The organism is Streptomyces sp. NPDC048269 (assembly GCF_040652395.1).
Classification (GTDB): domain Bacteria; phylum Actinomycetota; class Actinomycetes; order Streptomycetales; family Streptomycetaceae; genus Streptomyces.
Map to the genome: position 1 here is coordinate 100,070 of NZ_JBEZLW010000019.1, position 19,931 is coordinate 120,000.

Below are 19,931 nucleotides of genomic sequence, written 5' to 3' on the forward strand. Positions count from 1 at the left end.
TGTGAATCCCGATTCCCGGTTGCGTCCCCAGCTTGATTTGAGGCCATTCCCATGTTCGAACCAGTCATAGCGCCGAGCGGCACCCTGCTCGGGCTCCTCCAGCGCGGCCGCGGCGACGGCACGCTGCACGCCCTCGCGGCACCCAGGGCGGAGGCCCTCACGGCCCTCAACCAGTGCGTGCTCCGCGACCCGCGCCAGGACTGGCAGGTCGAGAACCGCTCCTTGTACTACGCCCGGCTGTACCTGGACCTCGACGGCCCCCTCGGCGAGATCGAGACCCACCTCTTCAGCGCCGACGACCTCGTCGACGAGGAGGACCACCGGACGGGCCTCGCCCTGTCCGTGCTGGGACACCTGGCCTCGTACGGCCGCGACGACGCGCTCATGCTGCTGCGCCGGTACGCCGCCTCCGGAGCGAACTGGGCCTGGGCCCTCGACGAGCTCGCCCTGCGCGACGACGACGAGGGGCTGCGCGGCCTCGCCACGCCCGTCCTCGCCAGATTCCCCGCCACGGCGGACGGCGAGGCCCGGCTGGCCGCCGCCGTCCGCGACGCGTACGAGCCGAGGCCCTGGTGCCTGTGGGAGGAGTCACCGCGGTACGGGGAGCGCCTGCGCGCCGCCCGCCAGCAGGGCTCCTTCGACCGCTGGCAGCGGCAGCTGACGCCCAGCGGGCCCCGTCCCGGCTGGGGAGTCCAGGCCGTCTTCGACTGGGCCGCCGACGGCCTGCGCCGCGGCACCCCGCTGCACGTGCCCGCGGCGCGCTGCCTCGCCGCCGTGGCCGCGCCCGAGGACCGTCCCGCCATCCTCGCGGCGGCCGCCGGAGCCTCCGGCGAGGCCGCCCGCGCCACCGCCCTGCACCACCTGGTCCTCGCCGAACCGGACAACCCGGCCGTGCTGGACCTGATCGAAGCCGCCGTCGACGAGCCCGCCGTGGCCGCGTACGAGCGCATGTGCGGCCCGGAGGCCGTCGAACGCGCCCGCCGCTGGATCCACCGCCCCGACGCCCTGGGAGCGGCCGCCGCGGCCACCCTGGCCGCCCGGGGCGGGGCCGAGGACGCCGGCCTGGTCCTCGGGGCCCTGCGCTCCACCGTCCGCGGCTCCGGCCCGGACACGCGGCGACTGTTCGCCCTGGTCGACGGAGCCGGCCGGCTCGCCATCGGCTGCGCGGCCCCCGTCCTGCGCCACATCTACCGCGAGACGGCCTCGTCCCACCTGCGCGGCCGGGCAGCCCGCGCCCTGGCCAGTACGGACCCCTCGTTCGCGGCGGGCTTCGCCGTCGAATGCCTGTGGGACTGCGAGGAGACCACCCGGGAGGTCGCGGCCCGGCACGCGGAGACGGCCGACGCGCGCGTGGCACCCAGGCTGCGGCGCCTGGCGGCCGATCCCGCGGAGGAAGAGGACGTCCAGTCGGCCGTGCGCAGCCGGATCGCGCCGGAATCGGCCGTGTAGCCCCGCCGGCTCCCGCTCCGACACGCACTCGGCCCGGCCCCCTGATGTGAGGGGGGCCGGGCCGAGTGCTGTCCCGGCGGGGGCGACCGAGCTGGACGGACTTACGGTGCCGGGGCGGCCGGCGGGCGGGTGGGCGGGGTGGCGCCGGGGGACGCCGATCTCGACTTCAGCAGTTCCTCCAGGCCCTCGGAGTAGTCGATCGAGCAGGACGGGACCTTGGAGGTGTCGATCACGCCGAAGCCGACCCCCTGCTCCCGAGCGGGTAGTGGTCCGACCAGCGGAACGTGAGCGTGTAGCCCGGCGGGACCGTTTTCGCGTTGACCTTGAGTCTGAGGCCGTCACCACCGCGCTGCATGATCTCGGGCCCCCTCACCCAGTGCTTGGCCGAAGCCCCCTCGACCGTTTCATCGCGACCGGAGGAACCTGACGGGAGTACCCGGCCGGGCCTGCGCTGCCGCGTCCAGGGCCGGACCCGGCGGGACCACGCCCACCACCGGGTAGCCGCCCGTCACCGGGTGGTCGGCCAGGAACACCACCGGCAGGCCGTCCGGGGGGACCTGGACCGCGCCCAGCACCATGCCCTCGCTGGGCAGTTCGCCGCCCCGGCCGCGGACCAGCGGCGGCCCCGCCTCGGTGCGCAGGCCGATGCGGTTGGACTTCGGCGACACCCGGAACACCGAACGCCACAGCCCGGCGAGCGAAGCCTCCGTGAACCAGTCCGCCCGCGGCCCCGGCCACAGCGGGAGCAGCAGTTCCGAAGGCGCCGCCGGCAGCCCGCAGGCGTCTGCCCCCGGGACCGGGTCCGGCCCTGGCGGGCCCACCGGCAGCACCGTCCCGGCCGACAGGACCGGCGGCCCCAGGTCCGACAGCAGGTCCGTCGAGCGACTGCCCAGGACCGGAGGGACGGCCAGGCCGCCCCGCACCGCGACGTAGCCGCGCAGCCCCGATTCCGCCCGGCCCACCTCCAGCTCCGCATCCGCCGCCAGCCTGACCGCGGCTCCCCAGGCCACCGGGCGCCCTGCCACCCGTACGGAACAGGGCGCGCCCGTGACCGCCACGGTCACCGGAGCCAGAGCCCGCAGCCCGACCCCGTCCACGGTCGTCTCCAGCGCCGCCGCGTCCGGCTGGTTGCCGACCAGCCGGTTCGCCAGCGCGTACGCCGCCGTGTCCAAGGCCCCCGAGCGGGGGACCCCCAGCTGCGCATACCCCGGCCTGCCGCCGTCCTGGACCGTGGTCAAGGCCCCTGGGCGCACCACCAGCAGCCCGCTCATCCGGTCTCCTCCGTGAACCGCACCCGTACCCCCGGCGTGAACAGCGCCGCCGGTTCGCGCTCCGGGTCCCACAGCACCGCGTCCGTGGACCCGATCAGCTGCCAGCCGCCGGGGGAGGAGCGCGGGTACACCCCCGCGTACTCGCCGGCCAGCGCCAGCGAGCCCGCCGGGACGGCCGTACGGGGCGTGGCCCGCCGGGGCAGGTGGAACCGCTCCGGCAGACCGGTCAGGTAGCCGAAGCCGGGGGCGAAGCCGCAGAAGGCCACCCGGAACACCGTGCCGCCGACGATGCCCGGGACCTCTCCGGGCGCCACGCCCCACAGCCGGGCGGCCTCGGCCACGTCCGGTCCGTCGTACCGCACGGGGAGGGTCACCAGCGGACCCTCCGTCTCCGTGAGCGGCGGCACCTCCCACCCGGCGATCCGGGCGCCCAGCCCGACCGGGTCCCGTACGCCGTCCAGCAGCACCGTGCGCGCCGCGGGCACGAGGTCCCGTACGGCGCCCAGCTCGCCCGCGTCCCGCCGCCGCAGCAGCTCGGCGTGGAGCGCGGCGACCTCGGCCGCCGAGCCGAGCTCGATCAGCAGCGCCTCACCGCCCACCACCAGGGGCCTCACGCGAAGGCCTCCACCCGGACCCCGGCCGCGCCCAGCGCCTCCCGGACCCGGCGGGCGAGTTCAGCGGCGCCCGGGGTGTCCCCGTGCAGGCACAGCGAGCGCGCGGCGACCGGCACCCGCGACCCGTCGGCCGCCGTCACCGCCCCCTCGGCGGCCATCCGTACGGCCCGCGCCACCACGGCGGCCGGGTCGTGGACGACCGACCCCGGCTCGGTGCGCGGCACCAGGGTGCCGGTGGGCGTGTATGCGCGGTCGGCGAAGGCCTCCGGGACGGGCGCCAGCCCGGCCTCCGCGGCGGCGGAGAGGAGCAGCGATCCGGGGAGGCCGAGCACCGGCAGTCCGCCCGTGGCGCCGGCCCCGGCCGCCATCCGGACGCCCGCGACCACGGCGGCGGCCTGGCCGGCGTCGTGCACGGTGCGGTTGTAGAGCGCGCCGTGCGGTTTCACGTACGACACCCGGGAACCGGCTGCCCGCGCGAACACCTCCAGGGCCCCGATCTGGTAGGCCACTTCATCGGCCAGCTCCCCGGCCGGCACGTCCATGGAGCGCCGCCCGAAGCCGGCCAGGTCGCGGTAGGAGACCTGCGCGCCGATCCGTACGCCCCGCTCGGCCGCCAGCTCGCAGACCCGGCGCATGATGGACGGGTCCCCGGCGTGGAAACCGCACGCCACGTTCGCGCTCGTGACGACGGACAGCAGGGCCTCGTCGTCGGTCAGGGTCCACCGGCCGAAGCCCTCGCCGAGATCCGCGTTGAGGTCGACCACCGGGGTGGATGCGATCATGGAAGCCATGCGCCGAGCGTAGAGCAGGCGGCCGGGGACGATCCGGCCGAACCATGCCGTTTGGGATGTTGTCCGTGACACCGCCTAGTCTTTGTCCGTGACTCTCCCCGCCCCGGCGAAGACCCTTCCGTCCCCGGCGCCGGGCCCGGCCGCCGACGAGGGCCTGGCCCGGCGGCTGCGCGCCCTCGCCTGCACCGCCCCGCTGCACGACCTCGACGTACGCAAGGCCAATCTGGCGGGCGAGTACGGGGTCTACGCGATGGCGGAGGTCGCGCTGGCCGCGATCGACCTCGTCACGCTCAACATGGACTTCGACACCGGCGCCGACCACGAGCAGATAGTGGCCAGGCTGCTGCCGCGCGTCGCCGCCCAGGCCCCGGGCCGCCCGGCGGCCGAGCACGAGCGCGTCGCCCGCTGGGTGCTGGAGAACCTCATCAACGTCGGAAGCGTGGACCGCGGCTTCCGCGCGATCTACGGCACGTTCGGCCCGGACGGGGTCTACGTCCGCCGCGACTACGACTTCAAGCTGATCGAAGAGGTCCCCGGCTACGGCGGCGCGGTCTACCTGCGCACCACCGACGAGGCCGTCAACGTCCTGGTCGGCGCCCTCGACACCGACGTCACCAGCGCGCAGATCGCGGCCGAGGTCAAACTGGAGGTGCTGATCAGCCGGGGCCGGCTGGCGGACGCCCAGCTCGCCGCCGAACAGGCCCGCTACCGCACCGTCCAGTACGCGGAGACCCTGCGCCGCACGTTGGACGCGACGCGGCGGAACGTGCGGGCGGTGGACTGGCTCCAGGCCGTCCCGGACATGATCGCGGAGGCTCTCGACCACGTCGCCGACCGCTACCGCCACGAGAACGCGATCCTGACCAACATCCGCAAGGCGCGTGACGAGGCTGAGGAGCCGGACAACAAGCGGCGGGCGGCCGAACTCGTCGACATCGTCAAGGACTGCATCCGCCGCCACACCCAGCTCCAGTCCCGGCTCCTGGACGCGGGGCCGCTCTTCCGCGCCGAGCAGGACCGCCAGGCCTTCGCCGCGCCCGCGCGGCGCTCCGGCATCGACCTGTACGGGCAGTTGGTGGCCCCGCTGCTGCCGCTGCCGCTGGAACGGGCGAGGCAGGTGACGGACGCCTTCTTCGCCTCCGGCGCGGGACTGCGCACGCCGGTCTCGGTGCGGGTGGGGGACCTGGTCGACATCCTGCTCACCCCGCCCGTGGAACGGGAGCACCTGGGCGCGGAGATGCCCGAGCCGGACCTCATCGCCACCCCGGACGACAGCCGCTTCAGCGAGGAGCAGCTCACCGCCGCGATGGAGCTCCTCGACCTTCCGCACGACGCCCCGCGCCGGCTGTCCGGCCTCCTCGCAGAGGCCCGCCGCAGCGACCCCGACCTGCCGTACCTGGTGGCGCTGCTGGCCGTCCACGCGGCGAGCCCGGCCGTCGGCACGGCCTACCGCCAGGGCGAGGAGCGGCTGCTCTTCGCGGTGGACGACGGCACCCAGCTCGAGGATCCCGAGTTCGGCGGCGCCGACCTGATCGTCGGCACCGCCCTCCTCGACGCGGCCGGCATGGCCGCGGACCGCGCGGAGGCGGCATGACCGCCACAAGGTGCGGCCGTGCCGCCGCTGGGGCCCGTCGGCCTGTACGCGTCGTCGCAGGTTGCGGTCGAGTGGCTGTTTCGGGTGCGTGCGGCCGTGGCGTTGTCCGGGCGGCCGCGTCTGGTGCCGGGACCGCCACTTGGTGCGGCCGTGCCGCGGCTGGATCTTGTCGGCTTGTACGCGTCGTCGCAGGTTGCGGTCGAGCGGCTGTTTCGGGTGCGTGTGGCCGTGGCGTTGTCCGGGCGGCCGCGTCTGGTGCCGGGACCACTACTCGGTGCGGCCGTGCCGCGGCTGGGGTGTGTGGGCCTGTACCCGCTGACCGCCGCGATCGGGCCGCTGCCCGGGCGGCCGCGGCCGTCTCCGTACCCGTCGGAGCCGTACCCGCGGTGGTGGGCCGGGCCGTGCCTGCAGGCGCGCAGCCGACCAGCTCCGCACCTGTTCCGTCCCGCCCCGCGCCTGCCCGGCGCCGCCGGGCCGTCGGTCCGGGCGGGTGGGCTGGCCCCGCAGGCCGGGCTGCCGCCGCCGCGCCGGCGCGGACCGGGTCCGGGCCCGTCACCGGGGCGGAGCCCCCGATGGGGCGGCACCGCCCGGGGGTGCGGGGGCCCGTCGAAGCCGCGGCGCCGCACCCCACCCGCACCCAAAACCTCCGCCCCCGTACCCAAAACACCCGCCCCCGCACCCGGAACACCCGCACCGCCGAGGAGACGCACCCGTGAGCGACCACCACGCCGAGCCCCCCGCGTGGAGCGAGCCCGCGCAGACGGTCCCGGCCGCGCCGGCGCACGCCGCCGCCCCCGTGACCCCGGCGGACGCCGCGGACGCGGCCCGGCTCGTCGCCTTCGGGCTGCAGCCCAAGCTGCTCCCCGCCCGTGACGCCGAGTACGCCGAGCTGCTCCGCCGCTACCGCGAGGACACCGCCTTCGGCCGCCTCGCCGACGCCGTCGCCACCGGCCTCGGCCTCGTCGTCCTGGAGGTGTCCCCGCGCGCCGGCATGGCCGTGGCCGCCGGGGAGGACTCCGTCTTCGCCGTCCGCATGGGCGACTACGCCCGCCGCACCGCCGCCGACTCCGCCGACCGCTTCCTGCACGGCCTCGCCCACCTCGCCGTCGCCGCCCTCGCCTTCCCCCGCCCCGAGGACCTCGCCGACGACGGCTACATCGGCCGCATCACCGTCAACGGCGTCGACTCCTTCGTCCGGCAGGCCTGCCGCCGTCTGGAGGAGCGCGCCGAGGAGCTCGGCGAGAACACCGACCCGGCCTCCGACGCCCCCGGCCTGGAGGCCGCCTGGCGGGTCTACGCCCGCCGCAGTGCGACCGGCGCCACCAAGGACGCCCGCCGCCTCGCCGGGTCCACCACCGGCATCGTCGGCAAGGCCGCCGCCTTCCTCACCGAGTCAGGTTTCCTCCAGCGCACCGGCGACGAGGCCGGAGGCACCTACCGCACCACCCCCCGCTACCAGCTCCAGGTCCGCGACATGGCGGGCAGCGCGGCCATGGCCGAGCTCCTGGAACTGGGCGTGGTCCCCGTCAGTGACGGCTCCGCCACCCTCCTGCCGCCGCCCGAGGGCGACGACCTGGAGCTCGCCGCCGACGCCGGCCTGCCCTTCCACGCCTGAGTCACCCGTCCCCGTACGACCTACGAAAGACCACGAGAGTCCGCCGCCATGTACGAGCTGTCCCGGATCCGCCTCTACTCCATCGGGCCCGCCGGCGCGCGCTACGCCGACACCGTGCTCGACCTGCGCGGAGTCGGCGAGCCGGTGCCCCACCCGGCACCGGCCCAGGCGGAGTTCTTCGAGGACGAGCCCACCGGCCCGCCGCGCCGCCCCGCGCCCGCCGGCGTGCTCTTCCTGGAGAACGGTGGCGGCAAGTCCGTCCTCCTCAAGCTGATCTTCTCGGTGATGCTCCCCGGTCACCGCAACACTCTCGGCGGCGCCAGCTCCGGCGTCCTGCGCAAGTTCCTGCTCGCCGACGACTGCGGCCACGTCGCCCTGGAGTGGCAGCACACCCAGACCGGCGAGTGCGTGGTCGTCGGCAAGGTCAGCGAATGGCGCGGCCGCCAGGTCTCCAACGACCCGCGCAAGTTCGCCGAAGCCTGGTACTCCTTCCGTCCCGGCCCCGGCCTGAGCCTCGACAACCTGCCGGTCGCCGAGGCCACCGCGGTCCGCCCGCCCGTCGAAGGCGCCTCCGGCGCCCAGGGCCGCCGCCGCACCATGAAGGGCTTCCGCGACGCCCTCACCGAGGCCGGCAAGGCGTACCCGCACCTGGAGGTCTGCTTCGAGGAGATCCACGACCGCTGGAACGAGCACCTCACCGACCTCGGCCTCGACCCCGAACTCTTCCGCTACCAGCGCGAGATGAACGCCGACGAGGGCGAGGCCGCAGGTCTCTTCGCGGTCAAGAAGGACTCCGACTTCACCGACCTCCTGCTGCGCGCCGTCACCGACACCCGTGACACGGACGGCCTCGCAGACCTCGTCCACGGCTTCGGCAACAAGCTCGGCCGCCGCGCCGAGCTGATGGCCGAACGGGACTTCACCGCCGGCTCGGTGGACCTGCTCACCAAGATCGTGGAGGCGGCCGAGACCCGCTCCCGGCTGCGCGACGTCCACGCGGGCGCCGAGCGCCGTACGCGCACGCTCGCCCGGCGGCTGTCCGCCCGCGCCACCGAGGAACGCGGCCGCGCCGCCGACCTCGCCCAGCGCGTCACCGGCGCCGCCCACGAGGTCACCGCCGCCGAGTCCGCGCGCGCCCGCAGCGCCGCCGTCTCCGCCGAACTCGCCTACCGGCACGCCTCCCTGGCCCTGACCGTCGCCGACAAGGCCGCCGCCGCCCAGCGCCGCGAGCTCCTCGAAGCGCGCACGCTGCATTCCGCCTGGCAGGCCGCCGAGAACGTACTGCGCCACCGCGCCGCCGCCGACCGCTCGGCCCGGGTCGCCGCCGCGATCCTGGAGGCCGAGCGGGACGCCGCCCCGGCGCTTGCCGCGCGCGCCACGGCCGCCGCCGAACTGGTACGGGCCCTGCACACCGCCGCCGAGCACGGCGAACGGGTCGCCAACGAGGAGGAGGAGCGCTCCGCCGGACTGCAGGCCATCGGCGAGACCGCCCACCGGGACGCCACCGCCGCCGCCACCGCCGCGCAGCGGGCGCGCAGTGAGGCCGAGCACCTGCGCTCGCGCCTCGGCGAGGTCCAGCAGGAGACCGCCGAAGCCGTCCGGGCCGGCTGGCTCGACGACTCCGCGCCCGACGCCGACCCCGCCCGGGCCGCCCTCGCCGCCACCGACGCGGAGAAGACCGCCGTCGCCGCCTGGGACGAGTCCCGTGAGGCCGCCCGGAGCGCCGCCGAAGCCGCCCGTGAGGCCGCCGCCGCGGAATCCCGGGCCGAACTCACCGCCGCCCGCGCCGCGGACGCCGCCGACGCGGCCGAAGCCGCCCACGACGCCGAACACCGCGCCGCAGCCTCCCTCGCCGCATCCCCGCGCCTGGCCGCCCTCCTGGGCCTGCCGGAGGCCCCCGCCCGGGTACCGGGCCTTCCCGGGCCCCGGGGCGAGGCCGGCCGGGGGGTCGGAAACCCGGACGGTCCGGCCGCCCCGGGCTCCACCACACGCGCCGACGGCGGTACGCCGACCAGCGCGTCCGCGGCCGACGCCGCGGGCCGGGGCGCCGCCCGGGCCGCCGACGGCGCGCCGTCCGACGGGCGCCGCGATACGCCCGGTGGCGCCCCCGGCGCCCCGCAGGGCGCCGCCGCCGGTACGGGCCGCGCGTCGGCGGCCGCAGCCCTGGACCACCGTGCCACCGCCGGCCGGCTCACCGCCGAGGACCTCGACCGCAACGCCGAGGACCTCCACGACCTGCTGACCGACGGGGTCGCGGCGGCCGAACGCCAGCTGTTCGAGCTGCGCACCGCCGCGGCCGACGACTCCCGGATCCTCGGCGCCCTCGGCGACGGCGGACTGCTGCCGCCCGGCCCCGACGTCCTCGCCACCGTCGAGTACCTCGGCGAACACGGCATCCCCGCGCTCCCGGGCTGGCGCTACCTCGCCCAGTCCGTGGACCCCGCCGACCACGCCGCCGTCCTCGCCGCCCGCCCCGAACTCGTCGACGGCGTCGTCATCACCGACCCCGACACCCACAGCCGCGCCCGCGAGGTCCTCTCCGGGGCCGCCCTGCTGCCCCGCTCCACCGTCGCCGTCGGCACGGCCGCCGCTCTGCTGGCCCCCCTCCCACAGGCCGACGACAACGCGGTGTTCCTCGTACCGCCGAACCCGGCCATGCACGACGAGCACGCCGCCGACGAGGAGCGCCAGGCGCTGCGCACCCGCGCCACCGCCCGCGACACCGAGATCCGCGACCTGGCCGCGCGCCTCGCCGGGGACCGCGAACTCGCCGCCCGCCTCGCGTCCTGGCGCACCGGCTGCCCGCCCGGCCGTCTCGCCGAGCTCGCGCAGCAGGCCGAGGCCGCCCGCGCGTTCGCCGAGGAGGCCGACGCCGAACTCGCGGAGGCCCGTACCGTTCGCGCCGAGGCCGACGAGGCCGCAGCCGACGCCGCCCGGGTCCGCGACGAGCGCCAGGACACCGCCCAGCGGGCCCGCCGCGTCGCCGACGCCCTCGCCGGCCTCGCCTACCGCCTGCGCGAACGCGCCGGCTGGCAGGCCCGGCTGCGTGAACTCGCCGACGAGGCGGCCGAGTCCGAGGCCCGCGCCGAGGTCTGCCTGGACCGGGCCCGTGCCGCCGACGAGGACCGGCGTGCCGCGCAGCGGGCCGCCGACGACGCCCGCCGCACCGCCCGCGCCCTGCGGGCCGAGCGCGCCGAGATCGCAGGCGCCCCCGAACCCCTCCCCGAGGACGACGGGACGGTCAAGGCGCCGCTCCCCGACCTCCGCGAGGCCTACCGCGCCGCGTCCCAGCTCTACGAGAAGGTCGGCGTCGGCGCCGACCTGCGGGCCGAACAGGCGCGTGCCGAGAGCGACGAGAGCGCCGCCCTCGCCGAGCTCGACCGCCTCACCAACAAGGTCCGCACCCGCGCCGCCCAGCTCCTCGAAAGCACCGACGGCGCCGACGGCCCCTCCCGCCAGGCGGCCGCGGCCCGCGCCGAGTCGCTCGTCCAGATGCTGGAGACCCGGGCGTCCGCCGCCAGCGAGCAGCTCGGCCGGCTGCGCGGCGAGGCCGAACGCCACGCCCCCGCCGAGGGCGAGGCGCACACCGAACTGCCCGAGGAGCTGGTCCCCGAGCACGTCGAGCACGCGCAGGCCCTGCTGCGTACGGCCACCGCCCAGCTCGCCGCCCACACGGCCGCGGTGGAGAGCGCCCGCGCCGCACATGCCGACCTGCTGCGCGCCCACCGCACCGCCGAGGACGGTGCCGGCGGCTTCGACGAGACCGCGGCCATGCTGCGCGACCTGCTGCGCGACCACACGCACGCCGAGGACGAGCAGGAACCGGTGCCCCACCCGGGCACCCTGGAAGAGGCCCGTCAGTCCGCCACCGAGGCCCGCCGCTCCCTGCGCGGCTGCGCGGCCGACCTCTCGGCCGCCGAGTCCGCGGTGCGCGAGGCGAGCGACGTCCTGGTCCGGCACGCCAATTCCAACCGCTACGAGCAGGTACGCACCCCCGCGCGGCAGCAGATCCGCGAACTGCCCGCCTCCGCCCTGCCCGAGCACGCGGCGGCCTGGGCCACGGCCTTCGCTCCGCGGCTGCGCGTCCTCACCGACGAGCTGGCGCAGCTGGAGCGCAACCGCGACAGCATCGTCGACCGCCTGCGCGGCCTGGTCGAATCGGCCCTGGCCACCCTGCGCTCGGCCCAGCGCCTCTCCCAGCTCCCGGAGGGCCTCGGGGAGTGGTCGGGCCAGGAGTTCCTGCGCATCCGCTTCGAGGAGCCGGACCAGGCGACCCTGACGGAACGACTCGGCGAGGTCATCGACGAGGCCACCCGCGCGGCCGTGAAGAAGAACAGCACCGCCTCCTTCGGCGAGGGCCGCCGCGACGGCATGTCCCTCCTGCTGAGGGGTGTCCAGGCCGCCCTCGAACCCAAGGGCATCTCGGTCGAGATCCTGAAGCCGGACGCGGTCCTGCGCGCCGAACGCGTTCCTGTCGGCCAGATGGGCGACGTCTTCTCCGGTGGCCAGCTGCTCACCGCCGCGATCGCCCTCTACTGCACGATGGCGGCGCTGCGCAGCAACGACCGGGGCCGCGACAAGCACCGCCACGCGGGCACGCTGTTCCTCGACAATCCGATCGGCCGCGCGAACGCCACGTACCTGCTGGAACTCCAGCGGGCCGTCTCGGACGCCCTCGGCGTCCAGCTCCTCTACACGACGGGTCTGTTCGACACCACGGCGCTCGCCGAGTTCCCGCTGGTCATCCGCCTGCGCAACGACGCGGACCTGAGGGCGGGACTGAAGTACATCAGCGTGGAGGAACACCTCCGCCCGGGCCTCCCCCAGCAGTCCCCGGAGCAGGAGACCATCCACGGCGAAATCACGGCCACCCGCATGTTCCGCCGAAGCTGAACCTCTGACGGGGGCCCTGCGCACCAGGTCGGCGCCGGCGTAGCTGCTGCCGGCGCCGGGGCGCCGGCACGGGCGGAAGGCCGGCCGTCCCGGCGACTGCGCGGCGCGTCGCCGGGCCGAGCCGGTCGACCCCTGGCGGGCCGCCGCTCGGCGGCGGCCGCCCCCTGCCGCCGGCCCGCCCCGCGGTCAGCGGCGGCCGAACGCCGCCAGGGGGCCGTCCTCGCGGGTTATTCGGGCCGGGGCGGCCTTGTGCGCCGCACGGGCGGCCTCGGCGGCCCGGCGGGCTTCGCGGCGGCGGCTGCGCGCCGTGCTGCTCGGCTCCGACACCACCCCGTACCGCTGGTTCCACGTCTGCAGGGTGATCCACACATCGAGCACGCCCCACGTGGCCACGATGGTCCCCGCGACCGCGCCGAGCGCCATCGGGAAGGCCAGCCACGACCCCGTCAGCGTGAGGAAGAAGGTGACCGTCGCCTGCGTCAGCGTCAGGGCGACGATCAGCACCGCCCGCACCGCGGACGTCCGCACCGGATCCGGCATTCTCCGCCGCCGGGCCGGCTCCTCGATCCACAGCCCACGCGTGCCCCCGCCGCCGACACCGGAGCCGGCCGCGCCACCCGCGCCACCACGGGTACCCGCACCGGCACCCGCACCTGCGCCGCCGGCCTCCGCGCCGCCGCCCTCATATCTCTTCATGGTCCGCTCACTCCCCACCGCGCGGTCCGCAACGCCTACCCGCCATGCCTACCCCGCCGCGTCTACCCCGACATGTCCCACCAAACAGAAGACGTACGGCGCCGTCCGGAGATTCCCGCTTCGCGGACACCGTCACCACCGGCCCCGGTGATCGCGGAACGAATAATTCCAGCCATCCATCCCGTTGCGGGAACCGATACCCCACCCAGTGTCATCTGCCACATAACGGGCCGCACTTGACCGGAAGTGTCGGACAACTCATGATCTTCGACGGGGAGTCAGGCCGAAAACGTCCGGACACGCCTTCGAAGCCGCCGCGCGGCAGTAGTAGGCTCACGCCGTTTAAATGACGGAACACCGAACCCCCCGACAGCGGGGTTGAGCTGGGGGAGGCTGGGGAGGCCATGCGCTTTCGCGGGAAGTCCATCCGCCGGAAGATCGTGGCGTTGCTCCTTGTGCCGCTCGTCTCCCTGACCGCCCTCTGGGGCTTCGCGACGGTCATCACGGGCCGTCAGGCCGTCCAACTCCTCGACGTCGCCTACGTCATCGACAAGGTCGGCTACCCCATCGAGGACGTCGTCCGCGTCATCCAGAAGGAACGCCGCCAGACCCTCGTCGTCATCGGTGACCCCCGTGCCTCCACCGCCACCAGCGAGCTCGCCAAGCGCCGCGCGGCCACCGACGAGATCGTCGAGAAGATGAGCGCGAACGCCCGCGACCCCGAGGTCATCGACGAGCTGAGCCCCCAGAACGCCCAGCGCCTGCGCTCCATCCTGGCCGCCTTCCACGGCATCGGAGCCCTCCGCAACTCGGTCGACGAGAACACCCTCGATCCGGGCCAGGCACTGGACCTCTACAGCCGGCTCGTCGACCCCTGCTACGAGTTCCTCATGAATCTCCACGCGCTGGAGAACGTCGAGATGGACAAGCAGGGCCGCGCCCTCGTCGGCATCACCCGCGCCCGCGAGACGCTCTCCCGCGAGGACGCCGTCATCGCCTCCGCCCTCGCCGCCCGCAACGTCAGCGCCGCCGACCTGCGCCATGTCTCCGACTTCGCCGCGAACCGCACCCTGCTCTACGACTTCAACCTCGCCATCCTCCCGGCCGCCGACCGCGAACGCTTCGAGCACTACTGGGGCGCCGCCGAAACCAAACCCCTGCGCGACACGGAGGAGCGTTTCCTCGCAGGCGGCACGGGCAAGAACCCGCGCGTCACCGCCGCCCAGTGGGACGAGTCCGCGACCAAGGTCCTCGACGAGCTCGCCGCCATGGGCACCGACGCAGGCGACCGCTACCAGAAGCGCGTCGAACCCGTCGCCATGGACGTCCTGGTCCAGGCCGCCGTCGCCGGCGTCCTCGGCTTCATCGCCCTCGTCTTCTCCCTGATCCTCTCCGTCCGCATCGGCCGCGACCTGGTCCGCGACCTGTCCCGCCTCCGCAAGGAGGCCCACGAGGCCTCCGGCGTCCGGCTGCCGAGCGTGATGCGCCGCCTCGCCGCGGGCGAACACGTGGACGTGGAGACCGAGGCGCCCCGCCTGGAGTACGAGAAGGACGAGGTCGGCCAGGTCGGCCAGGCCCTCAACTCCCTCCAGCGCGCCGCCGTCGAAGCCGCCGTCAAGCAGGCCGAGCTGCGCCGCGGCGTCTCCGAGGTGTTCGTCAACCTGGCCCGCCGCAACCAGGTGCTCCTGCACCGCCAGCTGACCCTCCTCGACACCATGGAACGCCGCACCGAGGACACCGAGGAACTCGCCGACCTCTTCCGCCTCGACCACATGACCACCCGCATGCGCCGCCACGCCGAAGGCCTGGTGATCCTCTCCGGCGCCGCGCCCTCCCGCCAGTGGCGCAAGCCCGTCCAGCTGATGGACGTCGTTCGGGCCGCCGTCGCCGAGGTCGAGGACTACGAGCGCGTCGAGGTGCGCCGGCTACCGCGCCTGGGCATAGCAGGCCCCGCTGTCGCCGACGTCACGCACCTCGTCGCCGAACTCCTGGAGAACGCCACCGTGTTCTCGCCGCCGCACACCGCGGTCCAGGTGCACGGCGAGCGCGTCGCCAACGGCTTCACCCTGGAGATCCACGACCGCGGCCTCGGCATGAACCCGGAGGCACTGCTCGACGCGAACCTGCGGCTCGCCGAGACCCCCGACTTCGAACTCTCCGACACGGACCGCCTCGGCCTGTTCGTCGTCAGCCGCCTCGCGCAGCGCCACAGCGTCAAGGTCGTCCTCCAGCCCAGCCCGTATGGGGGCACCACCGCGGTGGTCTTCCTGCCCGCGGCCCTGCTCACCGAGGCCCCCGAAACCAACGGCACGGGTATCCGGCTCGGCGGGACCGCCAAGGGCGGCCGGTCCGGCCGGATCCCGTCCGCACGGTCCGTGCCCGCCGCCGTCGAGCGGGCCCCCGCCGGCTCCGGCCGCCCGCTGCCGGCCGGCGAACTGCGCGGCCCGGTCGAACTGGAAGCCCCGATCGACGTCCTCGGCCTGGACGCGGTGGAAGGCCTCGACGTGGAGCCCGCCGCCCCGGACGGCATCGGCGCCCGTCCGGCCATGGCCACCCTGGACGACGAGACCCCGCCGAGCGGCACCCCGCGCAGCGCCCTGCTGGGGCTGCGTCCGGCGGACCGGCCGCACACCGACCGGCACCGGGGCCGGGACCGCCAAGCCGCCCGGCACGCGGAGCGGGCCGGCGCCCGGCCGGGCGACCGCGACCGCGAGCCGCCGGCCCCCACCGGCCCGGTCCGGCTCGACACCCAGCGCCTGGACACCCAGCGCGTGGAGACCCCGCGCCCCGACGGCCCCCGCTCCCCGGGAGCCGTCCCGCTGCCGCGCCGCCGTCCCACCCCGACCCTGGTCGCCGAGCACGGCCGCCGTGTGGAACCGCGCCCGGTGTCCGTGGTCCCGCAGCCCGCACCGGCGTCCGCACCGGGCGCCTCCGGTGCACCCGCCACACCCGGCGCCGGCGGCGCCGGGCTGCCCCGCCGGGTCCGCCAGGCCAGCCTGGCCCCGCAGCTCAAGAACGCCCCGGCCCGCTCCGACGACGCTGCGGCCACCGCCCCGGTGGCGGACCGCGACGCGGAGGACGTACGTACGCGCATGTCCGCACTCCAGCGCGGCTGGACGGCGGGCCGCAACCAGCACGCACAGCAGCAGTCCGAGACCGGGGCAGGCACCTCCGCCACCCCCGGTCCCGCGAACGAGAACGAGGGGGACGGTCGATGACCGCACCGCAGACCGGAAACGACACCAGGGGCCGCGGCTCCGGCCCGCTCAACTGGCTCCTCGACGAGCTCGTCGACAAGGTCGGCTCCATCCACAAGGCGGTGGTCCTCTCGGGCGACGGCCTGCCCACCGGCAGCTCCAAGGACCTGACCCGCGAGGACAGCGAGCACCTGGCGGCCGTGGCCTCCGGTTTCCACAGCCTGGCCAAGGGCGTCGGCCGGCACTTCGACTCCGGCTCGGTGCGCCAGACGGTGGTCGAGCTCGACGAGGCCTTCCTGTTCGTCATGGCCGCCGGCGACGGCAGCTGCCTGGCCGTGCTCGCCGACGCCGACTCCGACGTCGGCCAGGTCGCGTACGAGATGACCCTGATGGTCAAGCGAGTCGGCGACCACCTGGCCATCGCCCCGCGCACCGGGCTGCCAGCCGGAGGGTGAGACGGACGGCATGAGCGATTCAGGCCAGGACCGCCCCACCCGCACCCCGGCCGGGGGCGCGGACCCCGCCCCCGACCACGCGCACTGGTTCGACGACGACGCGGGTCCCGTCGTGCGTCCGTACGCCATGACCCGCGGCCGGACCAGCCACGCGGGCCAGCACCGGCTCGACCTGATCGCGCTCGTCGTCGCCGAACCGGCCGCCGACGATCCGGTCTGGGACCTGACGCTGTCCCCGGAACACGCCCACATCCTCGGGCTGTGCCGGGAGCGGCCGCAGTCGGTCGCCGAACTGGCGGCGGACCTCGATCTCGCGGTCGGCGTCGTACGGGTCCTGATCGGTGACCTGGCCGACGACGAACTGGTCCATGTGACCCGGCCGGTACCGCCGGCCGAACTGCCCGATGAATCCATTCTGCGTGAGGTGATCGATGGCCTTCGGGCGCTCTAGCCGCACCGGTGCCATGCACGCCGTGTCACCGGTCGAGCCGCTGACCTTGAAGATCCTGGTCGCGGGCGGCTTCGGGGTGGGCAAGACCACCCTGGTCAGTGCGGTGAGCGAGATCAGACCGCTGCGGACCGAGGAACTCCTCTCGGAGCCGGGCGTCGGCATCGACGACACCGGGGGAGTGGAGGGCAAGAACACCACGACCGTGGCCATGGACTTCGGGCGCATCACGCTGCGCGAGGACCTCGTCCTGTACCTGTTCGGCACGCCCGGGCAGGACCGGTTCTGGTTCCTGTGGGACGAGCTGGCCCAGGGCTCGCTCGGCGCCGTGGTCCTCGCGGACACCCGCCGCCTCGCCGACTGCTTCGCCGCCATCGACTACTTCGAGCGGCGCGAGCTGCCGTTCGTCGTCGCGGTGAACTGCTTCGACGGCGCGGACCGGCACCCCGTGGTGACCGTGCGGGAAGCTCTCGACCTCGATCCCGGGGTGCCGGTGCTGCTCTGCGACGCACGGGACCGGGAGTCCGTGAAGGACGTGCTGGTCGGGGTCGTGGAACACGCGATGTCGATGGCACGGGCGCGGCGCCGGAGCCTCACGGCCGGAGCCTGACATGGAGGCGGCCCGTACCCCCGCCGACTGGGGTACGGACCGCAGCTCTCATGGGGGGATCGGGGTGTCCCGGACGCGGTGCGGGAGGGACTGTGGAGCGAGTGTGAACCCGTGGGCGGGGGCCGTCAAGCGTTCCGGCAACACCCGTCCGCACTCCCCGGGTCGACATCCCTGCGACACCGACGCGACACCGGCGTGAACCCGGCGTGGACATCCCCGCGACACCCGCCGGCAACGGCCGCTCAGCGCACGGCGATGACGGCCGAGCCGTGGCCGAACAGCCCCTGGTTCGCGGTGATCCCGGCCCGCGCCCCCGGCACCTGACGGTCCCCGGCCGCACCGCGCAACTGCCACGTCAGTTCGCACACCTGCGCGATGGCCTGCGCCGGCACCGCCTCCCCGAAGGAGGCCAGCCCCCCGCTCGTGTTGACGGGGACCCGGCCGCCCAGGGCCGTCGCCCCCTCCCGTACGAGCTTCGCGCCTTCGCCCTCCCCGCACAGGCCGATGTCCTCGTACCACTCCAGCTCCAGAGCGGTGGACAGGTCGTACACCTCGGCGAGGGAGAGGTCGTCCGGGCCGATCCCCGCCTCCTCGTACGCGGCGCGCGCGATCGAGGACCGGAAGGAGCCCGCCGCGGGCCGGACGGCGATCGACGAGTCCGTGGCGATGTCCGGCAGGTCCAGCACCGTACGCGGATACGTGGGGGTCACCGTCGACACGGCCCGGATCCGCACCGGGTCCGCGACCCCGCGCGAGCGCGCGTAGTCCGTGCTCGACAGCACCAGGGCCGCGCCCCCGTCGGAGGTGGCGCAGATGTCGAGCAGCCGGAGCGGATCGGCGACCACGGCCGACGCCGCGACCTCGTCGGCGGTGACCGTCTTGCGGTAGCGGGCGTTCGGGTTGAGCGACCCGGCCGCCGCGTTCTTCACCTTGACCTGGGCGAAGTCCTCCGGGGTGTCCCCGTACACGGCCATCCGGCGGCGGGCGTACAGCGCGAAGTACGCGGGATTGGTGGCACCGAGCACGCGGAAGCGCAGCCAGTCCGGGTCGTCGGGGCGGTCGCCGCCCGCCGGCGCGAAGAAGCCCTTGGGGGCCGCGTCCGCGCCCACCACCAGGACCACGTCCGCAAGGCCGGCCAGGATCTGCGCCCGGGCCGTTCCGATCGCCTGGGCGCCCGAGGCGCACGCCGCGTACACGCTGGTCACCCGGGCGCCCTGCCAGCCGAGGGCCCGGGCGAAGGTCGCACCGGCCACGTAGCCCGGGTAGCCGGAGCGCACGGTGTCGGCGCCGACGATCGACCCCACGTCCGTCCAGTCCAGTCCGGCGTCCGCCAGCGCCGCCCGCGCGGCGGCCCGCCCGTACTCGACGAAGCTGCGGCCCCACTTGCCCCACGGGTGCATCCCCGCCCCGAGGACGGCGATGTCCGCGCTCACGCCGCACCTCCGACCGGCATGAACCGCCAGGTGGTCCAGGCGGTCCCGGTGTCCGGGTCCTCGTTCAGCACACCGCCCACCACCTCGACCTCCATCCCGACCGCCAGGTCGGCGACACCCACTCCGGGCGCCGCTTGCCCGAGTACGACCATCCCCTCGGCCTCCAGCTCCACCGCGACCAGGGTGTACGGCTCCCAGGGCGCGGCCGGGTCGGACACGTACGGCGCGGGCGGCCGGTAGCGCCCGTCGGTGTAGGACCAGACCCGCCCGCGCGGGGACAGCGGCACCTCGGCGAGCTCGCCGCCGCCGGGGCAGTGCGGATTGCGGCAGTACGCGTCCTCGCGCGGGAAGAACACCGCGGTGCATGCCGAACACCGGGTACCGAGCAGCCGGAAGCCGCCGTCCGCGGCGTCTTCCGTGAACCATCCGCTCACGACGGGTGTACGTGTGAGTGCCAAGACCCCTCCCCTGTCGAAACCTGACGCATCGTCAGGAGTCTGCCACGGGCGGGCCACCGGGTCATCGGTTCTCGGCGAGCCACTTCCGCGCGATCTCGTCCAGCTCCGCGTCCCGGCCGGCCAGCATCATGCGGATCATCTGTGCGTCCCCGCGCAGCGACCACCCCGGATTCCCGAACGTCGCCGGGTTGTTCTTCTCGATCAGGAAGTGCGCGGGCCACGCCGTCCCGTACCCGATGAGCGGGAGCGCGGCGAGAAGGCGCTTGCGGCCCCGCGCCAGCCCGTAGGCGGTCACGGCGAGCCCGGTGAGCGTGCCGGCGAGGTGGATCCAGCGGGTGGCGGCCCGCGAATGCATGGCGACGTAGTACGGCCAGAATTCCTCGTACGAACTGAAAGTCATATGGGCA

The 19,931-nt window shown here is 75.1% G+C and carries 16 protein-coding genes; 8 read left to right on the forward strand and 8 right to left on the reverse strand.

Annotated features, from left to right (window positions below; all coding sequences use genetic code 11):
* Positions 1 to 51 precede the first annotated feature (51 nt).
* Positions 52 to 1,449 (forward strand): HEAT repeat domain-containing protein, encoded by a 1,398-nt coding sequence (locus AB0D48_RS21795; RefSeq protein WP_362399220.1) that lies wholly within the window; start codon positions 52 to 54, stop codon positions 1,447 to 1,449.
* 101 nt (positions 1,450 to 1,550) lie between these two features.
* Here the strand turns inward: AB0D48_RS21795 and AB0D48_RS21800 are convergent, their stop codons facing one another.
* From AB0D48_RS21800 to AB0D48_RS21815, 4 genes are all read right to left on the reverse strand, one after another.
* Entirely contained in the window at positions 1,551 to 1,682 is a 132-nt protein-coding gene (locus tag AB0D48_RS21800; RefSeq protein WP_362399223.1) for a hypothetical protein, read from the reverse strand.
* 171 nt (positions 1,683 to 1,853) lie between these two features.
* The gene (locus tag AB0D48_RS21805) at positions 1,854 to 2,720 is read right to left on the reverse strand and encodes a biotin-dependent carboxyltransferase family protein (protein ID WP_362399226.1); all 867 of its coding nucleotides are present in this window, start codon (positions 2,718 to 2,720) and stop codon (positions 1,854 to 1,856) included.
* A complete protein-coding gene (locus AB0D48_RS21810) occupies positions 2,717 to 3,334 on the reverse strand; it encodes an allophanate hydrolase subunit 1 (RefSeq protein WP_362399229.1) in 618 nt (205 codons plus the stop codon). The genes AB0D48_RS21805 and AB0D48_RS21810 overlap by 4 nt, the downstream gene beginning before the upstream one ends.
* On the reverse strand, positions 3,331 to 4,098 hold the full coding sequence (locus AB0D48_RS21815) for a 5-oxoprolinase subunit PxpA (RefSeq protein ID WP_362399295.1): 768 nt from the start codon (positions 4,096 to 4,098) through the stop codon (positions 3,331 to 3,333). Before AB0D48_RS21815 ends, AB0D48_RS21810 begins: the two co-directional genes overlap by 4 nt.
* 115 nt (positions 4,099 to 4,213) lie before the next feature.
* Between AB0D48_RS21815 and AB0D48_RS21820 the strand changes: the two genes are divergently transcribed.
* The 3 genes from AB0D48_RS21820 (at position 4,214) to AB0D48_RS21830 (ending at position 12,227) form a co-directional block, all read left to right on the forward strand.
* Positions 4,214 to 5,719, forward strand: coding sequence for a hypothetical protein (locus tag AB0D48_RS21820; protein ID WP_362399233.1), 1,506 nt, complete (start codon positions 4,214 to 4,216; stop codon positions 5,717 to 5,719).
* A gap of 712 nt (positions 5,720 to 6,431) precedes the next feature.
* Positions 6,432 to 7,334 (forward strand): hypothetical protein, encoded by a 903-nt coding sequence (locus AB0D48_RS21825; protein WP_362399236.1) that lies wholly within the window; start codon positions 6,432 to 6,434, stop codon positions 7,332 to 7,334.
* Between the two features lie 48 nt (positions 7,335 to 7,382).
* Positions 7,383 to 12,227 carry a hypothetical protein gene (locus AB0D48_RS21830; RefSeq protein WP_362399239.1) on the forward strand — a complete coding sequence of 1,615 codons (4,845 nt, stop codon included), beginning with the start codon at positions 7,383 to 7,385 and terminating at the stop codon, positions 12,225 to 12,227.
* 186 nt (positions 12,228 to 12,413) lie between these two features.
* On the opposite strand, the gene AB0D48_RS21835 is transcribed toward AB0D48_RS21830, so the two are convergent.
* A complete protein-coding gene (locus AB0D48_RS21835; RefSeq protein WP_362399241.1) occupies positions 12,414 to 12,923 on the reverse strand; it encodes a hypothetical protein in 510 nt (169 codons plus the stop codon).
* A gap of 404 nt (positions 12,924 to 13,327) precedes the next feature.
* Between AB0D48_RS21835 and AB0D48_RS21840 the strand changes: the two genes are divergently transcribed.
* From AB0D48_RS21840 to AB0D48_RS21855, 4 genes are read left to right on the forward strand one after another with little or no spacing between them, the layout of a single operon-like run.
* Positions 13,328 to 16,141, forward strand: a complete 2,814-nt coding sequence (locus AB0D48_RS21840; RefSeq protein WP_362399244.1) for a nitrate- and nitrite sensing domain-containing protein — start codon at positions 13,328 to 13,330, stop codon at positions 16,139 to 16,141.
* Positions 16,138 to 16,575: a roadblock/LC7 domain-containing protein gene (locus AB0D48_RS21845; protein WP_362399247.1), complete on the forward strand. Its 438-nt coding sequence runs from the start codon at positions 16,138 to 16,140 to the stop codon at positions 16,573 to 16,575. Before AB0D48_RS21840 ends, AB0D48_RS21845 begins: the two co-directional genes overlap by 4 nt.
* Before the next feature lie 10 nt (positions 16,576 to 16,585).
* Positions 16,586 to 17,026 (forward strand): DUF742 domain-containing protein, encoded by a 441-nt coding sequence (locus tag AB0D48_RS21850; protein WP_362399250.1) that lies wholly within the window; start codon positions 16,586 to 16,588, stop codon positions 17,024 to 17,026.
* Complete coding sequence (locus AB0D48_RS21855) at positions 17,007 to 17,633, forward strand: ATP/GTP-binding protein (protein WP_362399253.1); 627 nt, start codon at positions 17,007 to 17,009, stop codon at positions 17,631 to 17,633. Before AB0D48_RS21850 ends, AB0D48_RS21855 begins: the two co-directional genes overlap by 20 nt.
* Before the next feature lie 242 nt (positions 17,634 to 17,875).
* On the opposite strand, the gene AB0D48_RS21860 is transcribed toward AB0D48_RS21855, so the two are convergent.
* The 3 genes from AB0D48_RS21860 to AB0D48_RS21870 all read right to left on the reverse strand — a co-directional run bounded on the left by AB0D48_RS21860 (position 17,876) and on the right by AB0D48_RS21870 (position 19,924).
* On the reverse strand, positions 17,876 to 19,066 hold the full coding sequence (locus AB0D48_RS21860) for a lipid-transfer protein (RefSeq protein WP_362399256.1): 1,191 nt from the start codon (positions 19,064 to 19,066) through the stop codon (positions 17,876 to 17,878).
* Entirely contained in the window at positions 19,063 to 19,524 is a 462-nt protein-coding gene (locus tag AB0D48_RS21865) for a zinc ribbon domain-containing protein (protein WP_362399259.1), read from the reverse strand. Before AB0D48_RS21865 ends, AB0D48_RS21860 begins: the two co-directional genes overlap by 4 nt.
* Before the next feature lie 61 nt (positions 19,525 to 19,585).
* A complete protein-coding gene (locus AB0D48_RS21870) occupies positions 19,586 to 19,924 on the reverse strand; it encodes a DUF962 domain-containing protein (protein ID WP_362399262.1) in 339 nt (112 codons plus the stop codon).
* Positions 19,925 to 19,931 lie beyond the last annotated feature (7 nt).

Coding starts and splice junctions, on each gene's coding strand:
- AB0D48_RS21795 (WP_362399220.1), top strand. CDS start 52: ATGTTCGAACCAGTCATAGCGCCGAGCGGCACCCTGCTCGGGCTCCTC.
- AB0D48_RS21805 (WP_362399226.1), bottom strand. CDS start 2,720: ATGAGCGGGCTGCTGGTGGTGCGCCCAGGGGCCTTGACCACGGTCCAG.
- AB0D48_RS21830 (WP_362399239.1), top strand. CDS start 7,383: ATGTACGAGCTGTCCCGGATCCGCCTCTACTCCATCGGGCCCGCCGGC.
- AB0D48_RS21835 (WP_362399241.1), bottom strand. CDS start 12,923: ATGAAGAGATATGAGGGCGGCGGCGCGGAGGCCGGCGGCGCAGGTGCG.
- AB0D48_RS21840 (WP_362399244.1), top strand. CDS start 13,328: ATGCGCTTTCGCGGGAAGTCCATCCGCCGGAAGATCGTGGCGTTGCTC.
- AB0D48_RS21845 (WP_362399247.1), top strand. CDS start 16,138: ATGACCGCACCGCAGACCGGAAACGACACCAGGGGCCGCGGCTCCGGC.
- AB0D48_RS21850 (WP_362399250.1), top strand. CDS start 16,586: ATGAGCGATTCAGGCCAGGACCGCCCCACCCGCACCCCGGCCGGGGGC.
- AB0D48_RS21855 (WP_362399253.1), top strand. CDS start 17,007: ATGGCCTTCGGGCGCTCTAGCCGCACCGGTGCCATGCACGCCGTGTCA.
- AB0D48_RS21870 (WP_362399262.1), bottom strand. CDS start 19,924: ATGACTTTCAGTTCGTACGAGGAATTCTGGCCGTACTACGTCGCCATG.